Consider the following 18,481-nt stretch of genomic DNA (forward strand, 5'->3'; position numbering starts at 1 on the left):
TCATTCTGAAAATTAAGTGAGTAACTGCTCATAAAAACTACCTATCCCTTTCTCCCTGTCCACAAAATGGATTTCTAAGATCCATTCCCTTTTGTTGCCCTTAGTATCTGGGGACAGCATATTCTGATGGTTATTAGGGTGTACATAGTTGGTTTTTATCTCCTTCTCTAATTTTTCATGTGGAAAATGGCCTATTAAATGTCCGGCTATTTCCCCTCCAAATTCCCATCCGTATTGATGGGCAACGTGCACTACATAAGTGTAAAATTCAGCCCCTGTAATTTCTGTTTGTGCATCAAAATAGGCCTTACATTCTGCCCAAGCCTTAGCCGTATCATTTTTTATCCTATGCTTATCAGGGTCATTGCCCAAAACATACGTTCGTCCAAAATCGGCCTCCCATTCGTCAAAAATGGGCCCAAAATCAATAAAAAGGATATCATCCTCTTGTAAGGTAAGGTCTTCGGGGTTTTCATCATAGGGTTTTAGGGTGTTCTTCCCGGCCCTCACAATTCTCTTATGCCAATACTTATCTATTCCGTAGAGTTCAAAAGCAAGATTGAAAATATCCTTATTTAACTCTCTTTCAGTTTTACCGGCCATCATGAGGCTCCTATTCTCTATTTCGGCAAAAAGAACTTCCGCCTTGCGTTCTGCCTCAATTAAATTCTGTTTTGCTATGTTCATTATTACTATTGATCTTTATCACTCATTAATTACTATACCATGAGCCAATTCTTGAATGTTTTTCCAAGCATTTTCCAAATGGGTTTGCGTCACATTGGTCTGCCCAATGGACATGCGAAGGGTATATTTCCCATCAATCTTGGTATGTGTCAGATAGAGTTCGCCCGAGGCATTCAAACTTTGCAGCAATTGCTCATTAATGGTATTAAGTTGTTCTTGGTCTTCTACTCCCTCTGGCATGTATCTAAAACAGATCAGGTTCATACTACGGGGCACCACCATTTCAAATGTAGGCTTCTTTTTTAGCTCGGCCTCCAGCCATTCTGCTAATGCTATATGCAATCGCAGCATCTTTTGTAGCCCCTCAAGCCCGTAATGCCGCATCACAAACCATAATTTCAAAGACCTGAAACGCCTTCCCAGGGGAATGCCCCAATCGCAATAATTGTTCACCAGTCCGTCTGAAGCCGTTTTCAAATATTCCGGCAAGATAGAAAAGGTATTCAGGAGCCCCTTCTTGTCCTTTACAAAAAAGGCCGTACAATCATAATTGGTAAAGAGCCATTTATGTGGGTTAAAAACAAAACTATCCGCTTTTTCAATCCCTTTCATCAGGCTCTGGTGTTCCGGGAGCAAAAAGGCGGCTCCGGCATAGGCCGCATCTACGTGCAACCAAATGTTGTGCTTTTCAGCCAGCATTCCTATTTCTTCCAAGGGATCCATGGCCATGGTACCTGTTGTCCCTAAGGCAGCAACAATACAAAGGGGTTGGTAGCCCTGCTTGATATCACTTTCTATTTGTTGCCTTAGAAGATCGGAGCGCATTTCCAATTGGTCGTTGGTGGGGATCTTGATCACATTACTTTTCCCTACTCCGGCTATTTTAGCTCCCTTTTCTATGGAGGAATGGGTCTGGTCCGAGCAGTACACCCGTAATTTGGTGTACCCCTCAAATCCCTTTTCATTGATCTGATATTTGGAAAGTCGCTCTCTGGCTGTAAGGATTGCAGATAATGTCGCCATGGATGCAGAATCTTGGATCACCCCCGCCCATAGTTTGGGTATCCCTATACCGTCTCCCAACCATTCCATCATCCTCTCCTCCAATTCCGTGGCTGCCGGGGAGGTTTCCCACTTCATCCCCTGGACTCCCAAGGTTGCGGTCAACATTTCTGCCAGGATGGAAGGCGGACTCGTATTGGCCTGAAAGTAGGCGAAAAAGTTGGGGTTCTGCCAGTGCGTAATTCCAGGTATTATGATCTCTTTGAAATCATTAAAAATATGTTCCATGTCCTCGCCTAGCTTTGGGATAGCTGAATTAATCTGGTCATAGATTGTTCTTGGCGCTACCTGTGATTTTACGGGGTAGTCTTCCACATGCTCCAAATAATCTGCCATCCAATCTACCATAAGATGGGCTTGTTTGCGAAATTCGTCCGAGTTCATATTCAAATTTAAATCTTTAATACTCTTGGGATGGCAATTGAATGCGAAATTGAAAAATACACCCCAAAAAGCAAAAAATCAACGAAAAATGAGTCAATTTTATGATAACTGTGAATCAATATTAAATATCAATAAAATTACTTCTGAAACTTTATTTAGGGTATTGAATACGAGAGGGATTGAACAAAAAAAGTAAGGTATTAAATCTGTTCATTGGTATTTCCCCATTTCTTGGATATAGCAGCCGCTTCTGACTTGGTCATGGGCAACACCGCTCCATGACGCGGCTCATATTCCTTAGATGAATCTAGTACTACAGTAACTTCAAAATGCTAATTGAACCTACAATTTAATACCTTCTTAAAACGAATTGATCACCATGACCCCTTTGTGTTCAAATTTGTTCATATGAGGTAGGGCAATGGCGGCTTCCTGAAGCGTAATGGTACTTTCAATGAGTTTTTCGGGATGTAATTTTCCGTTCTTGATCATGTCCAACATCTCAGGATATTTAAAAGCCTGCATGCCGTGACTCCCTATAATTTCCAGTTCATTGGCCAGGACTTTGTCCATGGGTACTTTTGGATGCCTATGGTCTCCTGTCATCAATCCCACCTGTATGTGTTTCCCTCTTTTTCTTAGGTTGGCAATGGAGTTAAAACAGGTAGTCTGGCTTCCAAGGGCATCCAATGAAACATGGGCACCACCCTTGGTCAAGGCTTTGATCTGTTCTACGACCTCTTTATTTTTGGTGGCATTGACTGTGGCAATGGCACCCATTTCCATGGCAAACTCCAACGTCCTGTCATTAATGTCCACAGCTATTACCTGTGCCCCAAGAGCATTGGCGATCATAATGGCGGAAAGGCCAACCCCGCCACAGCCATGGACAACCACGTACTGCCCTCCAGTGACCTTGCCTTGTTCCACAACAGCCCTAAAGGAAGTAATAAACCTACAACCAAGGGTTGCGGCGGTGATGTCATTGATCTCCTCGGGAATTTTCACAAGGTTTATATCGGCATAGTCCAAAGCAACATATTCGGCAAAGGAGCCCCAGTGCGTAAATCCTGGTTGGGATTGATGGTCACAAACCTGATGGTTCCCAGAAATACATTGGCCACAAGTGCCACAGCCACAAACAAAGGGAACGGTTACCTTATCCCCCACCTTAAAATGTAGTACTTCTTTGCCGACAGCCGCAATAGTTCCTGCCAATTCATGACCAGGCACATGGGGCAAAATAATATCTGTGTCGTGCCCCATCCACCCATGCCAGTCGCTTCGGCACAAACCCGTTGCTTTTACCTGGATCACTACCCCATGATTTTTTGGTGTGGGATCTGACACATTTTGTATGGTGATTGGGCCTTGGAACTTTTCAAAAACGGCTGCTCTCATAGTACACAGATTAGTACAAGAAATATACGGACTTATTCACAAATACCTACCCATGTCCACTTTCACAATGGGCAACTTTTAGGAAGCGCTGTCCATCATATAAAAGAGGAGTAGGAAAGAAAGGGCTTTGGTCATTATGGAACTGGCTTTGTTTTTTATTCAAATCACATAGCTCCAATTACAAATGGAACTTTAGAGTTTTCTGAATAATCTCTTGAAAAACCAGAATTTTTAGCTTTTAAAATAACTCTCGAACTTGTTGCGGTTCCTTTAAAGCCATCGTTACAATCCACTTCCAAACTCAGGTTTTTAATTTTCCCGTTTTCTGTAAATTCAGTTTTTGAAAAGTCAATAGTTATGTTCTTTTTAGCTTTAAATTCAGATGCAATATTCGATAACTCAGTTTCTGTTGTATTTTCAGTAATAATTAAAAATACTTTTTCAGAATCAGTTGAATATTTTGTTTCTGATTCCTTTGAACAGCTTATTATCGAAATCCCAATTAATACTAAAATTATTTTTTTCATTAGTTATTGTTTTTTCTATTCGTATTAGTCTTTTCTTTTCGTTATAGTTTTTCAAATTACCTACAATGCCTGAATAATGTGAACTGTATTACCCACCTATCCATTTACATTGGATGACAATATAGAAAATAATACGACAGTTCGCTTCCCGAAAAGCATAAAAGAAAGCTACATTATTAAGTTGAAAAAATAACCCCATCAAATAGTGAGAGAAATACAAGAAACTGCCTATTTGAGACCAATAAGCATCAAAAAGCCTCTTTACACTGTATTCCAGGTATTGATAAATAGAAATTGATTACCTAGAAGCATTAATAAAAACGAACAACTATGTCAAGTTGCTCATAGTAAAAGAGAAATTACCTACCCTACTTTGCAAATCCCAAACCCAGAAGGCGTTAGCGCTCTAGCCGTTGGCCAAGGACATTAGGTATTTCTTGGGCGTGGTGCCATACTTTTTCTTAAAGGCAGCGATAAAGTGGCTGGCAGTACTGTACCCTACTTTGAGACCCACTTCATTGACATTGTGCATGCCAGATTCGAGCATCTTGCGGGAGTACTCCATTTTATAATCGAACAAGAAGCTATAGACGCTGTCCCCATAGATCTGCTTGAAGCCTTCCTTTAATTTTTTAAGGCTGAGTCCTATTTCTTCCGAGAGTTCTGCAAGGGATGGGGGTTCTGCCATCCGGGTGATAATTATTTCCTTGGCCTTGCGAATCCGTTTTATATTGTCCTCATCCACTAAAAACGGACACTGCTCCACGTCCGCATCCTCACTTCGGTTAAAGTATAGAGCAATAAGCTCGTAGATCTTTCCTTTGATATACAACTCCTTTATGGAAGGGTGCAAATGGTAATTCATGACCTGGCTGAGGATAACGGCAATCGCAGGCGTAACGCCTTCCTGGGTGTAGTATTTTTTATCCTTGTTCTCCGCACTCAGGAAGGGGATATAATTGGCCTCTTTGGAAAAAAGGGAATGGAATTTCCGAATGGTCATCACCACAGACACCAACCAGGAATTAGGGTTGAGCTCCAGGTTCAAAGGCAGGTCCATCTGAGTATTGTACAACAACAGGGAGTTTTCCTCGGATACGTCCAGGGCATAGCGCCCATCATTGAAAATGAATTTGGCACCCCCCTTTAAACAGAAATGAAACTGAATAAAAGAGCTATCAATCTGTCGGGTCACCTTTTGAATATGAGGGGCATCATTCTGAATTTTAAGCACATAAAACCCATCTTCAATAAAAACCTCCTCGAAAGAACCTTCAGCGATATTTTTTGTTTCCATAAACCTTTTTCTATGTGAGCAATCTATTTAGAAACGTTCTAAATTATTTTTTATAGAATCCCCCTAACCCTAACAAAAATAGTACATATGGGTGAATTTGGCCTAAAAATGACGTTAAAAAACTTGAATCGTTACTTATTGTTCCTACAGCGTTACTTTTATAGGTTTTATGAATTTATTTTTGTGGTCGATTGAAAGGATTGTATGAAGAATTACCATATTTCCAAACATAACTCTTTTTATACCATAGGCCTGAACTACAAAAAGGCGGACGCCGAGGTACGTGGGAAGTTTAGTTTGGAAGAGGAAGCCATGGAAAATTTATTGAGGCAGGCCAAGGACCAGGACATTGATGGTCTTTTGGTGACGTCTACGTGTAACCGTACGGAACTACACGGTTTTGCCCAGCACCCTTTTCAATTGATCAAATTACTTTGCGATAATACCAATGGCACCGTGGAAGAGTTCCAAGAGGTTGCCTATGTATATAAGAACAATGATGCTATCAGCCATTTGTTCCGAGTGGGCACAGGCTTGGATAGTCAGATCTTGGGCGATTTTGAGATTATCAGTCAATTAAAACAAAGCTTTAACCGCTCCAAGCGTCTCGAGATTGCAAATCCGTTTTTGGAACGTTTGTGCAATTCGGTCATTCAGGCCAGCAAGCGTATCAAAAACGAAACAGAGATTTCTTCAGGCGCCACCTCTGTTGCCTTTGCTTCGGTACAGTATATCATGAACAATGTGGCCAATGTTTCAGAAAAGAACATTTTACTTTTCGGAACGGGCAAAATTGGACGTAATACCTGTGAAAACTTAATAAAACACACAAAAAATACCCACATAACCCTTATCAACCGCACCAAGAACAAGGCCGAAAAAATTGCCGGTAAGTTCAATTTGTTGGTAAAGGATTATGGGGATCTACAAACAGAGATCCGCAATACAGATGTATTGGTCGTAGCCACGGGGGCACAATCACCTACCATTTCCAAGGAATTGATCTACACCAAAAAACCGTTGTTGATCTTGGACCTTTCCATTCCCAAGAATGTTTCTGACGATGTTGCTGCCCTGGACAATGTTACCGTAGTTCATTTGGATGACCTATCCCAAATGACGGATAAAACCTTGGAACGAAGAAAGCAGTTTATCCCACAGGCAGAAAACATTATTGATGAAACAAAGGATGATTTCATCAAATGGTTGGAGACCAGAAAATTTGCTCCGGTCATCAAGGCCTTGAAAAAGAAATTAAAAACAATGAAGGAGGAAGAACTGGATTTCCAGAGCAAAAAACTCTCCGATTATAATTCTATTCAGGCCGAGATCATATCTGACCGAATCATTCAAAAAATCACCACCCGTTTTGCCAACCACCTAAAAGGGGATGATACCGATGCCGATATCAGCCTGGATCTGATCCAAAAGGTCTTTCAATTAGAAATAGAGTCCAAATGAGTAAAGTAATACGCATTGGAACGCGCGATAGTGAATTGGCACTATGGCAGGCAAATACTGTTAAGGACAAACTTACCGCTTTAGGGTATGAATCTGTACTCCTACCCGTAAAATCGCAGGGCGATATCCTTTTGGACATACCCTTATATGAATTGGGAATCACCGGCATTTTTACGAAGACATTGGATATTGCCATGATCAATGGCACTATAGATATTGCGGTTCACTCCATGAAGGATGTGCCTACCGCCCTCCCAAAGGGCATGGTACAGGCAGCAGTTTTGGAACGCGCCAGAACCGAGGATATTTTGGTGCACAAGGGGCTCGACTTTTTAGAGACCACAGGAACAATTGCCACAGGAAGCTTAAGGCGTAAAGCGCAATGGCTCAATAAATACCCATCCCATAACGTAGTTGATCTCAGGGGCAATGTGAACACCCGTTTACAAAAGCTAACGAACAGTTCCTGGAACGGCGCTATTTTTGCCGCGGCAGGACTGGAGCGCATCAACCTGTTACCAGAACATTTTTTCAAATTGGATTGGATGGTCCCAGCCCCGGCACAAGGAGCCATGGTAGTGGCTTCCATGGAAAAAGATTCCTATTGCAGGGAGGCATTGGACAAACTTAACCACACCCAAACAGAAATCTGCACCACTGTTGAAAGGGAGTTTTTAAAAACACTCGAAGGCGGCTGTACGGCACCAATTGGAGCCTTGGCGACCATAAAGGAAGATGTTCTAGACTTTAAAGGGGTCCTGTTTTCTTTGGATGGGTCTCAAAAATTAGAAATAGAAAAAAGTATTCCCCTTGCACAGGTAGCTGATTTTGGAAAAAGCTGTGCCCAGGATATATTGCAAAATGGGGGATCCCAACTGATGGCTACCATAAAGAAAGAGATGACTAACTAACTGTTTCCTTCTCAAGGAAGCTGCAAGTTGAACGTACTATGAAGACAATACTTTCCACAAAAATCCTGTCCCTTGCACAAAAGGAACGTCTGCTGAACGCTGGGATTGCCGTGGTCTCGTATGATGCCATTAACATAGAGTTCGCTGATTTCTCCATGGACACCAGTTTCCAAAATCTTATTTTCACCAGTCAGAATGCGGTTATACCCTTTCTACAAAACATCAGCAGGGAGAAAAATGTGGATATCTCGCTTTTGAAGTGCTATTGTGTGGGTGAAAAAACAGCAGCTCTTTTGGAAGAAAATGGGCTAAACGTGGTTGAAATAGCCAATTATGGCGTAGAATTGGCTGAAAAACTGATCAAAACGCACAAAAACGAATCTTTTTTATTTTTCTGTGGCAATCTAAGGCGAGATGAGCTGCCAGATCGCTTGCGTGAGAACAATATCCCTTGTAAAGAGATCACGGCCTATGCCACCAGACTGAACCCCAAAAAATTCGACCGTCATTTTGATGGGGTATTATTTTTTAGTCCGTCTGGCGTAGAAAGTTACCTGACGGCAAATACCATAGGAAACAGTACAGCTTTTTGCATCGGCACCACAACGGCAGCAGCGGTAGAAGCAATGACAGATAAAATAGTCATAGCAAATAAACCAACCATAGAAAACGTGTTGGTACAAGTAATAAAAACATTTAATAATAGGCCCTTGGAGAGCGCTTAGGGTTACAACATTTATATATGAGCATAAAAAACGACTTATTCTTAAGAGCTTTAAAAGGAGAAACAGTAGAAAGGCCTCCGGTTTGGATGATGCGCCAAGCAGGACGCTACTTGCCAGAATTTATGGCCCTGAAAGATAAATATGATTTCTTCACTCGTTGTGAAACTCCAGAATTGGCCTCTGAAATTACGGTTCAGCCCATACGCAGGTATGGTATGGATGCCGCTATTCTCTTTTCGGATATTTTGGTGATTCCTCAAGCCATGAATATTGATGTGGAAATGAAGCCCAATTTTGGACCTTATTTGCCAAATCCCATTCGCTCCCAAAAAGATTTGGATCGCGTGATCGTTCCAGACATCCAAGATTCTTTGGGTTATGTCATGGAAGCCATTAAAATGACCAAAGAAAAACTGAACGATGATATTCCATTGATCGGTTTTGCGGGATCTCCATGGACCATACTTTGTTATTGCGTACAGGGACAAGGGAGCAAAAATTTTGACAAAGCCAAAGAGCTTTGTTTCACCCAGCCGGTTGTTGCCCATGCCCTTTTGCAAAAAATAACAGATACCACCATTGCCTATTTAAAGGCAAAAGTGGCTGCAGGAGTTAATGCGGTACAGGTATTCGATTCTTGGGGAGGTATGTTGTCACCAACCGACTACCAGGAATTTTCTTGGCAATACATACAGCAGATCATTGATGCCCTAAAGGATGAAATTCCGGTCATCGCCTTTGGAAAAGGTTGTTGGTTCGCTTTAAAGGAAATGTCCACTTCTGGTGCATCGGCCTTAGGGGTAGACTGGACCTGTTCCCCTCAAAACGCACGCTATTTGAGTGGTGGAAAAATTACCCTTCAAGGTAATTTTGACCCATCCAGATTATTTTCACCCCCAGCGGAAATTAAAAAGATGGTAACGCAAATGATCAATGAGTTCGGGAAGGATAGATATATTGCCAACCTGGGCCATGGAATATTACCGAACATTCCTTTGGAAAATGCCAAGGCCTTTGTAGATGCCGTAAAGGAATATAAGGTGTAATGAATATATAGGGGATCTTAAAACTTGTGAAACCCAGAGATGTTTGGAGCCTTTTCAAACTACTTCTTAGTTTCCCATTGTTTGCCTACCCCACCCTTAAAGCCACGTTTAAGTGTATACGTCTCTCCAACAAATATTTCGGGAAGAGACACCATACCAATAACGCGGCAAATGCTTTTAGACATGCACTTTGGAACTATTTAATAGTTGTAGAATGTAAGAAATGGACCAGGGAAGAACATAAAGCCATTCAATGGGCGGAATTGATCACCGACTGGCATGAGGAATTTTCGCCGAACAAGGATCTGGCCAGGGCCATGGACCTTCACAATAACCAAGTGGGCAGAAATATGTTTAAAGTCCACGGTGATACATCAACTGAAAAAGGAATTGACTTGTTAAAGGAGCTGGTTCCACAATCAAGAAAGATAAACGACGTAGAGGATTTGAGAAATTATACCGATCGTCTTGTTCATTTAAAAAATTAAATAATGAAGGATAAATTTTACGCCTATATACTTCAGCTCCAGGACACCATCACTTCAAAACTGGCAGCAGTAGATGGTCTGGCGTCTTTTAAGGAGGATATCTGGGAGCGTCCCGAAGGCGGTGGCGGTCGTACCCGCGTAATAGAAAACGGCAATGTTTTTGAAAAAGGCGGGGTTAATATCTCAGGGGTGCACGGAGAACTTCCAAAAAGTATGCAGGACTATTTTGGTGTTAAAGACGCCAATTTTTTTGCCTGTGGCCTGAGTTTGGTGCTTCACCCCAAGAATCCGATGGTCCCCACAGTTCACGCCAATTGGCGGTATTTTGAAATGTACGACCAGGATGGGAATATCGTTGACCAATGGTTTGGAGGAGGGCAGGACCTTACCCCCTATTATTTGTTTGATGAGGATGCTGCACATTTCCATGACATATGCAAAAGGGCCTGTGATGTCCACAACCCCAACTTCCACGACACCTATAAGAAAAAGTGCGATGACTATTTCTGGAATGCGCACAGAGGTGAGGCCAGAGGGGTAGGCGGACTCTTTTTTGATTATTGCAAGACCACAGCCGACATGAATATGGAAGACTGGTACAACTTTGTTACAGAGGTGGGAAATAGCTTTTTGGAGGCTTATGTGCCGATTGTCACAAAAAGAAAAGACCTTCCATTTACCAAAGAACAAAGAGATTGGCAAGAGATACGTCGCGGTCGCTATGTAGAATTCAATTTGGTACATGACAAGGGCACCTTATTTGGTCTAAAAACCAATGGTCGCATCGAAAGTATATTGATGAGCCTTCCGCCACATGTGCAATGGGTGTATGACCACCACCCAGAAAAAGGTAGTGAAGAAGAACGTTTACTAGAAGTTTTAAAATCACCCAAAAATTGGGTCTAATCACTGCGATATATGTACTGTCCTTGTGGAAACGATAAAAAATATACCGATTGTTGTGAAATATCACATCAAAACATTTCAGATGCAGTAACGGCAGAACAATTGATGCGATCCAGATATACCGCCTTTGTATTGGCCAATGGGGATTACCTGATGGATAGCCATCATTCCTCCACAAGACCTATAAAAGAAAAGAAGGCCATAGTAAACTGGGCAAAATCCGTGAACTGGATAAGGCTGGAAATAGTGGAGACCACACAAGGTTCCCGAAAAGATAGTTCAGGGACAGTAACCTTCAATGCCTATTTTTACAAAGACGGTAAAGTAGAGGTCCTACATGAAAAATCTGCCTTCGAACGGGAAAATGGCCATTGGATGTATGTTGGCCTGGCGGAATAAAAATAGAAACTATATTAATCGACATTAAAGAAAAGGACCATTGTAAGCATTTAACGTTGCCTTATCTTTGCTGTTATAAAATAACATTAACTATGTACCCTTTAAGACGCAACAGAAGACTACGAACCAACGAATCCATTCGTACTTTGGTCCGTGAAACCATCATAACCCCTAGTGATTTTCTAGTTCCCCTTTTTGTAGTTGAAGGCAAAGGTGTAAAAGAAGAGATTCCTTCTATGCCCAATTACTTCAGGTTAAGTTTGGACCACCTGGAAAAAGAAGTTCAACAACTATGGAGCATGGGCTTGGGCGCGGTATTGCTCTTTGTTAAGGTACCAGACAATTTAAAGGACAATAAGGGCACAGAGGCCCTAAATCCAGATGGCTTGATGCAACGGGCCATAAAGACCATTAAAAACGCCTGTCCGGACATGCTAGTGATGACCGATGTTGCTCTGGATCCCTATTCTTCCTATGGGCACGATGGGATCGTTGAAAATGGACAGATCATCAATGATGAAACAGCTGAAGTCTTGGCCGAAATGAGCATATCCCATGCCTTTGCAGGGGCAGATTTTGTTGCTCCCAGTGATATGATGGATGGTAGAATCTTGACCATACGCGAAGCCTTGGAAGAAGAGGGTCTGGTAAATACGGGCATCATGAGTTATAGTGCCAAATATGCCAGTGCTTTTTATGGACCATTTAGGGATGCTTTGGATTCTGCCCCTGGTTTTGGCGATAAGAAAACATACCAGATGGATTCCGCTAACCGATTTGAAGCTATTAAGGAAACTGAAATGGATATTGACGAAGGCGCGGATATTGTCATGATAAAACCAGGATTGTGTTATTTGGATATTGTTCGGGAAATAAAAAATGCCGTTGATGTCCCGGTAGCTGTGTACCAGGTATCCGGAGAATATGCCATGGTAAAGGCAGCTGCCGAAAAAGGTTGGCTGGACCATGATGCCGTGATGATGGAACAACTTTTGGCCATAAAAAGGGCAGGTGCCAACATTATTGCAAGTTATTTTGCAAAAGACGCCGTTAAATTAATGGGATAAGGCCTATAGCCTTCCCTAAGCGCATATAAATGCCTTTACATTAATCATGTGAAGGCATTTTTTTTGAGTAAATTACAACCTCATAATAAACACTACACTACAATTAAAATGAAAATTATCAGTTTTATACTCTTGAGTCTTTTTTTAAATCAAGCCTACTCCCAGGACCTTACGATCCCTACTTTTCTGGAAAAGTGGGAGAACTCCAAAACCTATCTTTTAGAGGTCGCACAGGCAATGCCCCTTGAACAATACGACTACAAACCTACCAGCAGGGAAATGACCTTTGTAGAGCAGTTAAAACATATACAACAGAATATGGAATGGCTTGGAAGCACCTACTTCAATTTCATAAAACCAGATGGTACAACGGAGGAAAGTAAGGACTTAAAATCCCAGACCATCTTAGAACTCTCCAATGCCTTTGATCTTGTTGGCCAGGCCATAAAAAACGCAACACCTGAAGACCTAAAAACAAAGGTGGACTTTTTTGCCGGCGAAAAAACAAAGTTTCAAATATTGAACTTATTGCAGGACCATGTGACCCATCACAGAGGTCAACTAATTGTTTATCTTAACCTCAACAACATTGAACCCCCAAAATATACTGGGTGGTAATCTTGTCCCCTAGACACTTTGAAATAATCAATTATCATCTATCATTTTCTTTTATACGTACTCTTTATATCATTGCTATACTATTCTTATTAAACTACTTATACCTATTTTTATAAATCTTTATTTTAAAATAGAGTTTTAGATTAACGAATATTTCATGATACCATTTGTCATAATAAACCAAAAGGTTTAGAAAGTACAGGAAAAAGTCAAAATTATTGATACTTATTTCTTAGTATTCATCTCGCTTCTTCAATAGAACTTCTCATATGACCCACCCTGAATACTAGGAAAGAATTACAATCTAATGCTCTAGGGCTATTGTCTTTTTCAGATTATGCTTACCTTAGAATTTTCAAAACTATATGGGCCTACTCATTTTATTTGCCATCATCTCCATCTTAGTATCATTTGTATGCTCCATCTTGGAGGCGGTACTTCTAAGTATTACTCCAACCTTTATCAATGTGAAAAAGAAGGAGGGAAAAAATTTCGCCATAATCCTTGAAGATCTAAAGAAGGATGTTGACCAACCCTTAATAGCTATCTTGACCCTTAACACGATTGCCCATACTGTTGGAGCCATCTTAGTGGGGGTGCAGGCAAAAGTTGCCTATGTGGAACTCTATGGCAGCAGTGAGAAAAGTCTGTTCGGAATCCCTTTCACAGAAGAAGCTATGGTCGGAATCGTTTCTACGATCATGACCATACTAATTTTAGTGGCTTCGGAGATCATACCCAAAACCATTGGCGCAACTTATTGGAAAAAATTGGCGAATTTCAGTGCAAAGACCTTGAAAATAATGGTCTTGGGTCTGAAGTGGACTGGTTTATTATGGGTGTTGCAATTATTCACCAAACTCATTGGTGGCAAAGGTCATCATGGGAGTATTCTAAGCAGGGAAGATTTTACGGCAATGGCCGATATTGCCCAAGAGGAAGGCGTCTTTGAAAAATCAGAATCTACCGTGATCAAAAACCTTCTGAAATTTGACCAAATTGTGGCCAAAGATGTCATGACCCCAAGGACAGTTATGAAAACGGCCTCTGAAAAATTGAGCATTAGAGAGTTTTTTGAAGCAAATCCTCATCTCAGATTCTCTAGAATCCCCGTATATAGTGATAGAGTGGATAATATTTCGGGTTTTGTTCTAAAAGACGAGGTCCTTGAAGCCATAATCAATGAAAATGGCGATACTCCCCTTTCCGAAATAAAGAGGGACATCTTGGTTGTCGAAAGAAACAAACCCATACCCGAATTATTTGAACAATTTATAGCAAAAAGAGCACATTTAGCCTTAGTGGTAGATGAATATGGATCCGTCAGTGGCATAGTCTCCATGGAGGATGTCATAGAAACTTTGTTGGGTCTTGAAATCATGGATGAAAGTGATGATATTGAGAATTTACAACAACTAGCTCGCAAAAATTGGCAAAATAGGGCACTACGCACCGGTATCATTGATAATACTAAGGCAGATAATTAATGGAAACCGTGTACATAAACACTCCGTTGGGATTTGCAAAACTGGAAGGAGATGAATTCGGATTGTCCAATGTAACCATACTCGATTCCGAGGAGAAATTAACAGATGTCATTCCCGAAGAATTGGAGGATGCCGTTTACCAACTCAATGAATACTTTGAGGGCAAGCGTACACAGTTTAGCCTAACACTAAATCCCGAAGGAACAGATTTCCAAAAAAAGGTATGGGAGGCCCTTGAACTAATTCCCTATGGGAAAACGATTTCCTATTTGGAACTCTCCAAAACCATGGGTGATCCTAAAGCCATAAGGGCAGTTGCTGCCGCGAATGCCAAAAATCCATTATGGATCATTGTCCCATGTCATAGGGTTATAGGTAGTGATGGGTCCTTGACCGGCTATGCGGGGGGATTGCACCGTAAAAAGTGGCTGTTGGAACACGAAAGTCCGGCGAAACAACAATCCCTTTTTTAAAAAATCATATTCGTTAGTCGGTCATGGTAAATTAATTCCTTGATTTTTAAACAGTATACCGTTCAACAGATTTCACCCGATGTTCAATGCCTTATCTACCCATTACCCACCTATAGCTTATTCTGAAACCCATAGTCAGATGATTTTGCCTTATAATAAATAACCTGTTCCGAAGCCATCAACCAAGTTTATTTTAACCTTACTCATCCACCCATCACTAGGCTAATAAGCCAAAAATAACACCCCATTAGCGCTCAACATACACATACCAACAACTCTTTCTTGAAGTATCGGAGGCACTGCCAAAAATTAACAACTATCCTAATTTTACTTATATTTAATGGTAAATAGCTAAACTATGACCCTATACCTTTTAAAGAAAATACTTTTAGCACTACGGATGCTTAGTGCATATTCCTATCCAATAAACTCCACCAAGGCCTTTCTTTTTTTAAAAAAATACTAGATGTTGCATAAAATAAATCTGGAACACATCTTGTTCCTCGACATTGAAACGGTGCCTGAACACGAAACTTTCTCACAACTTGATGGTGAAAAGCAGGAACTTTGGGAACTGAAATCAAAATACCAGCGCAAAGAAGATTTTACTGCTGAAGAATTTTATGAAAGAGCGGGTATCTGGGCCGAGTTTGGCAAGATCATATGTATTTCTGTAGGGTACTTCACCCATAAGGGAGAGGCCAGAACCCTAAGGGTCACCAGTTTTCACGGAGAGGAAGAAAGCCTCTTAAAGGAATTTAAAAATCTTTTGGATTCCTATTTCAACCATCCCAAATATCTACTCTGTGGCCATAACGGGAAGGAATTTGATTTTCCCTATATCGCCAGAAGAATGATCATCAACGGTATTGATTTGCCCGCAAAACTGGATCTGTTTGGTAAAAAACCCTGGGAAATTCCGCATTTAGATACAATGGAGTTGTGGAAATTTGGCGATTACAAGCATTTTACCTCTCTAAAATTAATGGCAAATGTCCTTGGCATTCCTTCCCCAAAAGAAGACATAGACGGGAGCATGGTAAAGGACGTGTACTATAAGGAGAATGATATAGATAGAATCATTAAATATTGCGAACTGGACGTGATCACAACGGTACAGGTATTTCTGCGATTAAGAAATGAGGATCTTTTGGACCCGGACGATATTGTCCGCGTTTAGCTTTTGTAGAACTTGGTAGACTTTACCCCTTCCAAATCTTGAACCGTAAGGATATAAAGTCCGGCAGCAAGATTGGCCACATCTATTTTCCTCTGACTGGCCTCTCCGGTCTTTACTGTTAAACCCATAGTGTTAACAATAGAGAAACGTGCATTTTGGGAAACGGCACTGTCTATACTGATTTGCTCCACAGCAGGATTGGGATAGATGGCCAACTTAAGTGGCTCAGAAATGGAAAGCTCTTCCATCACAATTTCTTCTTCTATTTGAGTCGCTGTTCCGTCAAAAGTAAACTCCATTACAGCGGTATATTCAGACATTACATTCGCGCTACAAAACGTTCTCAATCTTACTTCATACGTCTTTCCTTTCACCAACCCTGTTAAGGCATTGGTAGTCTCGTACTGATAATCAACAGTCCAATCGGCCTTACCTAGTTCTCTGTACTGTATTTCGAAAAGGGCATCAACCTGCGCATCCCAAGTTACATTTACAGCCTCTTCGGTTGCTTCATCAAGGGAAAGCCCTGTTGGCACGTTGATCTCACAATCATTGGTTTTGATACCGGAAACCAGAATGGAAAAATTTTGTAACTGATCTTTCAGACTTCCTTTGTTGGTTACGATAATGGTATACTCTCCAGAGGCGTTGTCAAGTTCCACTCTTTCGAAAGGATCAACGTAATTGTCACCTTTGGTAGCGGCGGCAGAAGCATTCGCAGCACTTAGTTTCCATGGCAAAAATTCCTTGCCATCTTTAAGGATCCTAATATCCAAATCGTTTACCAAGGCAGGAGTAACATCGTTTAATATTCCTCTGTTTACATATTCGGCAGCAGGATCGGTCCATGAGATAGAAGCTTTAAGAGGATTCTTTCCATCGGCTGTAACGGTAATAGAGAAGGTCTCCCCATCATTTAATGTTTCTTCAGAAATGATAGAGGTATAGTCCTTATTGGTAATCAACTCAGCTGCACTTGCGGTATTCATCACTCCCCATCCCATTTTAAAATCCGGTCCCGGAGCATCAACATCATCGGCAGTATGCAATACAATCCCTTTTAAGGTGGCCGCTTTCATAAAGGTAGCGTTTAAACGCTCATAATATTCTTGCAACAATAACATGGAACCTGTGATTCCCGGGGTAGCCATGGAGGTTCCTGAAGACGTATCATAACTCGAAACACTTGAAGAATTGGCTGCATAGATATTATTTCCACCCCCTGCGATATCCGGCTTAATACGACTATCGTCCATAGGGCCAAAATTGCTGTAATTGGCTACCGTGGCCGATGCCAAGGAACCATCAGCATTGATTCTAGTATCTGCAGCGGCAACTGTTACTCCATTTTTAGAGGCCGCAAAACCTAACATCAAATCGAAGCCATCAGATGACTTCCCATATATCGGTTGTGAGTTGTCACCCATTCTCTGGGCATTTCCTGCAGCACTAACCATTAAATAATAAGGAGCGTTGAACATTATTTTATCCCAATCTTGGGATACCTTGATATAAGAACCAAAATACCACTCTGGAACTCTATCACTTTTTATCCCATAAGAATGGTTAGATAACAAAAGACCATTCGCAGCCGCTTCGGCTACTTCAATTTTATCCCTGGACCAGTCGTGTGTGGTGGCATTGGCCTTGTACGCTACACCTTTCGCCTTTTCTTTGACACCAGAAGCAATGAGGGTTCCCATGACCATGGTAGCATGGGCACTCACTGTATTACCGGCATCACCGATATTGGCTCTAGTATCGAACTCTTGGTGGGAAGCTAATGCAACACCACCATCCCATACACCAACCTGCATTCCTTCTCCGGAAAGATCAAGATTCAAACTACCGTTACTATATAAGGCACTGGCTCTTGAAACCTGACTTACATTATCGCTAAAAGTACTATAGTAAATTGGGGAGCCGTCTGGACCCACATCCTGTAGTTCCACAAAATTTCCGTTTTCCAAGGTTTCAGAAATTTTCCATCCATTGGCTTTCGCCATGGACAACATTTTTGACCTTGAAGTTGTAAAATCCTTTTTAAGCTCGGAAGTGAAAGACTGAATTTCGGAACCGCTATATTCCTCTTGGATTTGCAACACCTGTTGCCTGTTCTGACCAAAAGTCAGAAAGGAGGCAAGGAGCGTAAGCGTTAGAACAATACGCTTACAAGTTGGGAGACTTGTAGGAATATTAGTATCCATAAAAGTAGGTTCATTAAGATTGGGATGATAAATGTAGGACAATACATCATATAATCGATAAAAAACATGTTTTTTTCGATGAAATGCACTATTGTTTTCGTATTGATGAGTTTTTGTAGTCTAAAATTCACTTTTGTAGTCCAAAAAAGACGCAA

At 41.2% G+C, this 18,481-nt stretch carries 18 protein-coding genes; 12 read left to right on the forward strand and 6 right to left on the reverse strand.

Going from position 1 to position 18,481, the window contains the following annotated elements; all coding sequences use genetic code 11:
• Positions 1-12: 12 nt before the first annotated feature.
• From SB49_RS11430 to SB49_RS11450, 5 genes are all read right to left on the reverse strand, one after another.
• Entirely contained in the window at positions 13-687 is a 675-nt protein-coding gene (locus SB49_RS11430) for a M24 family metallopeptidase (protein WP_062056707.1), read from the reverse strand.
• A gap of 18 nt (positions 688-705) precedes the next feature.
• Positions 706-2,133: a pyridoxal phosphate-dependent decarboxylase family protein gene (locus SB49_RS11435; RefSeq protein ID WP_062056709.1), complete on the reverse strand. Its 1,428-nt coding sequence runs from the start codon at positions 2,131-2,133 to the stop codon at positions 706-708.
• Positions 2,134-2,493: 360 nt separating this feature from the next.
• Positions 2,494-3,534, reverse strand: coding sequence for a zinc-dependent alcohol dehydrogenase family protein (locus tag SB49_RS11440; protein ID WP_062056711.1), 1,041 nt, complete (start codon positions 3,532-3,534; stop codon positions 2,494-2,496).
• A 164-nt stretch (positions 3,535-3,698) separates the two neighbouring features.
• Positions 3,699-4,061: a hypothetical protein gene (locus tag SB49_RS11445; protein WP_062056713.1), complete on the reverse strand. Its 363-nt coding sequence runs from the start codon at positions 4,059-4,061 to the stop codon at positions 3,699-3,701.
• A 406-nt stretch (positions 4,062-4,467) separates the two neighbouring features.
• A complete protein-coding gene (locus SB49_RS11450; protein ID WP_062056715.1) occupies positions 4,468-5,358 on the reverse strand; it encodes a helix-turn-helix domain-containing protein in 891 nt (296 codons plus the stop codon).
• Between the two features lie 204 nt (positions 5,359-5,562).
• Here SB49_RS11450 and hemA point away from each other — a divergent pair, with 204 nt between their 5' ends.
• The 12 genes from hemA (at position 5,563) to SB49_RS11510 (ending at position 16,119) form a co-directional block, all read left to right on the forward strand.
• On the forward strand, positions 5,563-6,819 hold the full coding sequence (hemA, locus tag SB49_RS11455) for a glutamyl-tRNA reductase (RefSeq protein ID WP_062056717.1): 1,257 nt from the start codon (positions 5,563-5,565) through the stop codon (positions 6,817-6,819).
• Positions 6,816-7,730: a hydroxymethylbilane synthase gene (gene hemC / locus SB49_RS11460; protein WP_062056719.1), complete on the forward strand. Its 915-nt coding sequence runs from the start codon at positions 6,816-6,818 to the stop codon at positions 7,728-7,730. Before hemA ends, hemC begins: the two co-directional genes overlap by 4 nt.
• A 38-nt stretch (positions 7,731-7,768) precedes the next feature.
• Positions 7,769-8,455 (forward strand): uroporphyrinogen-III synthase, encoded by a 687-nt coding sequence (locus SB49_RS11465; RefSeq protein ID WP_062056721.1) that lies wholly within the window; start codon positions 7,769-7,771, stop codon positions 8,453-8,455.
• Between the two features lie 17 nt (positions 8,456-8,472).
• On the forward strand, positions 8,473-9,501 hold the full coding sequence (gene hemE, locus SB49_RS11470; RefSeq protein ID WP_062056723.1) for a uroporphyrinogen decarboxylase: 1,029 nt from the start codon (positions 8,473-8,475) through the stop codon (positions 9,499-9,501).
• A 26-nt stretch (positions 9,502-9,527) separates the two neighbouring features.
• Positions 9,528-9,989: a DUF6973 domain-containing protein gene (locus SB49_RS11475; RefSeq protein ID WP_145758389.1), complete on the forward strand. Its 462-nt coding sequence runs from the start codon at positions 9,528-9,530 to the stop codon at positions 9,987-9,989.
• A gap of 3 nt (positions 9,990-9,992) precedes the next feature.
• Positions 9,993-10,895, forward strand: a complete 903-nt coding sequence (gene hemF, locus SB49_RS11480) for an oxygen-dependent coproporphyrinogen oxidase (RefSeq protein WP_062056727.1) — start codon at positions 9,993-9,995, stop codon at positions 10,893-10,895.
• A 12-nt stretch (positions 10,896-10,907) separates the two neighbouring features.
• Positions 10,908-11,294, forward strand: a complete 387-nt coding sequence (locus SB49_RS11485) for a YchJ family protein (RefSeq protein ID WP_062056729.1) — start codon at positions 10,908-10,910, stop codon at positions 11,292-11,294.
• Positions 11,295-11,386: 92 nt separating this feature from the next.
• On the forward strand, positions 11,387-12,361 hold the full coding sequence (hemB, locus tag SB49_RS11490) for a porphobilinogen synthase (protein ID WP_062056731.1): 975 nt from the start codon (positions 11,387-11,389) through the stop codon (positions 12,359-12,361).
• Positions 12,362-12,469: 108 nt separating this feature from the next.
• Positions 12,470-12,979 (forward strand): DinB family protein, encoded by a 510-nt coding sequence (locus SB49_RS11495; protein ID WP_062056733.1) that lies wholly within the window; start codon positions 12,470-12,472, stop codon positions 12,977-12,979.
• Positions 12,980-13,344: 365 nt separating this feature from the next.
• Positions 13,345-14,466, forward strand: coding sequence for a CNNM domain-containing protein (locus SB49_RS11500; RefSeq protein ID WP_062056735.1), 1,122 nt, complete (start codon positions 13,345-13,347; stop codon positions 14,464-14,466).
• On the forward strand, positions 14,466-14,939 hold the full coding sequence (locus tag SB49_RS11505; protein ID WP_062056737.1) for a methylated-DNA--[protein]-cysteine S-methyltransferase: 474 nt from the start codon (positions 14,466-14,468) through the stop codon (positions 14,937-14,939). Before SB49_RS11500 ends, SB49_RS11505 begins: the two co-directional genes overlap by 1 nt.
• A 466-nt stretch (positions 14,940-15,405) precedes the next feature.
• Entirely contained in the window at positions 15,406-16,119 is a 714-nt protein-coding gene (locus SB49_RS11510; protein WP_062056739.1) for a 3'-5' exonuclease, read from the forward strand.
• Here SB49_RS11510 and SB49_RS11515 read toward each other — a convergent pair.
• Positions 16,116-18,326: a S8 family serine peptidase gene (locus SB49_RS11515; RefSeq protein ID WP_062059135.1), complete on the reverse strand. Its 2,211-nt coding sequence runs from the start codon at positions 18,324-18,326 to the stop codon at positions 16,116-16,118. The genes SB49_RS11510 and SB49_RS11515 overlap by 4 nt on opposite strands.
• Positions 18,327-18,481: the final 155 nt, after the last annotated feature.

This window comes from Sediminicola sp. YIK13, from assembly GCF_001430825.1.
Taxonomy (GTDB): Bacteria; Bacteroidota; Bacteroidia; order Flavobacteriales; family Flavobacteriaceae; genus Sediminicola.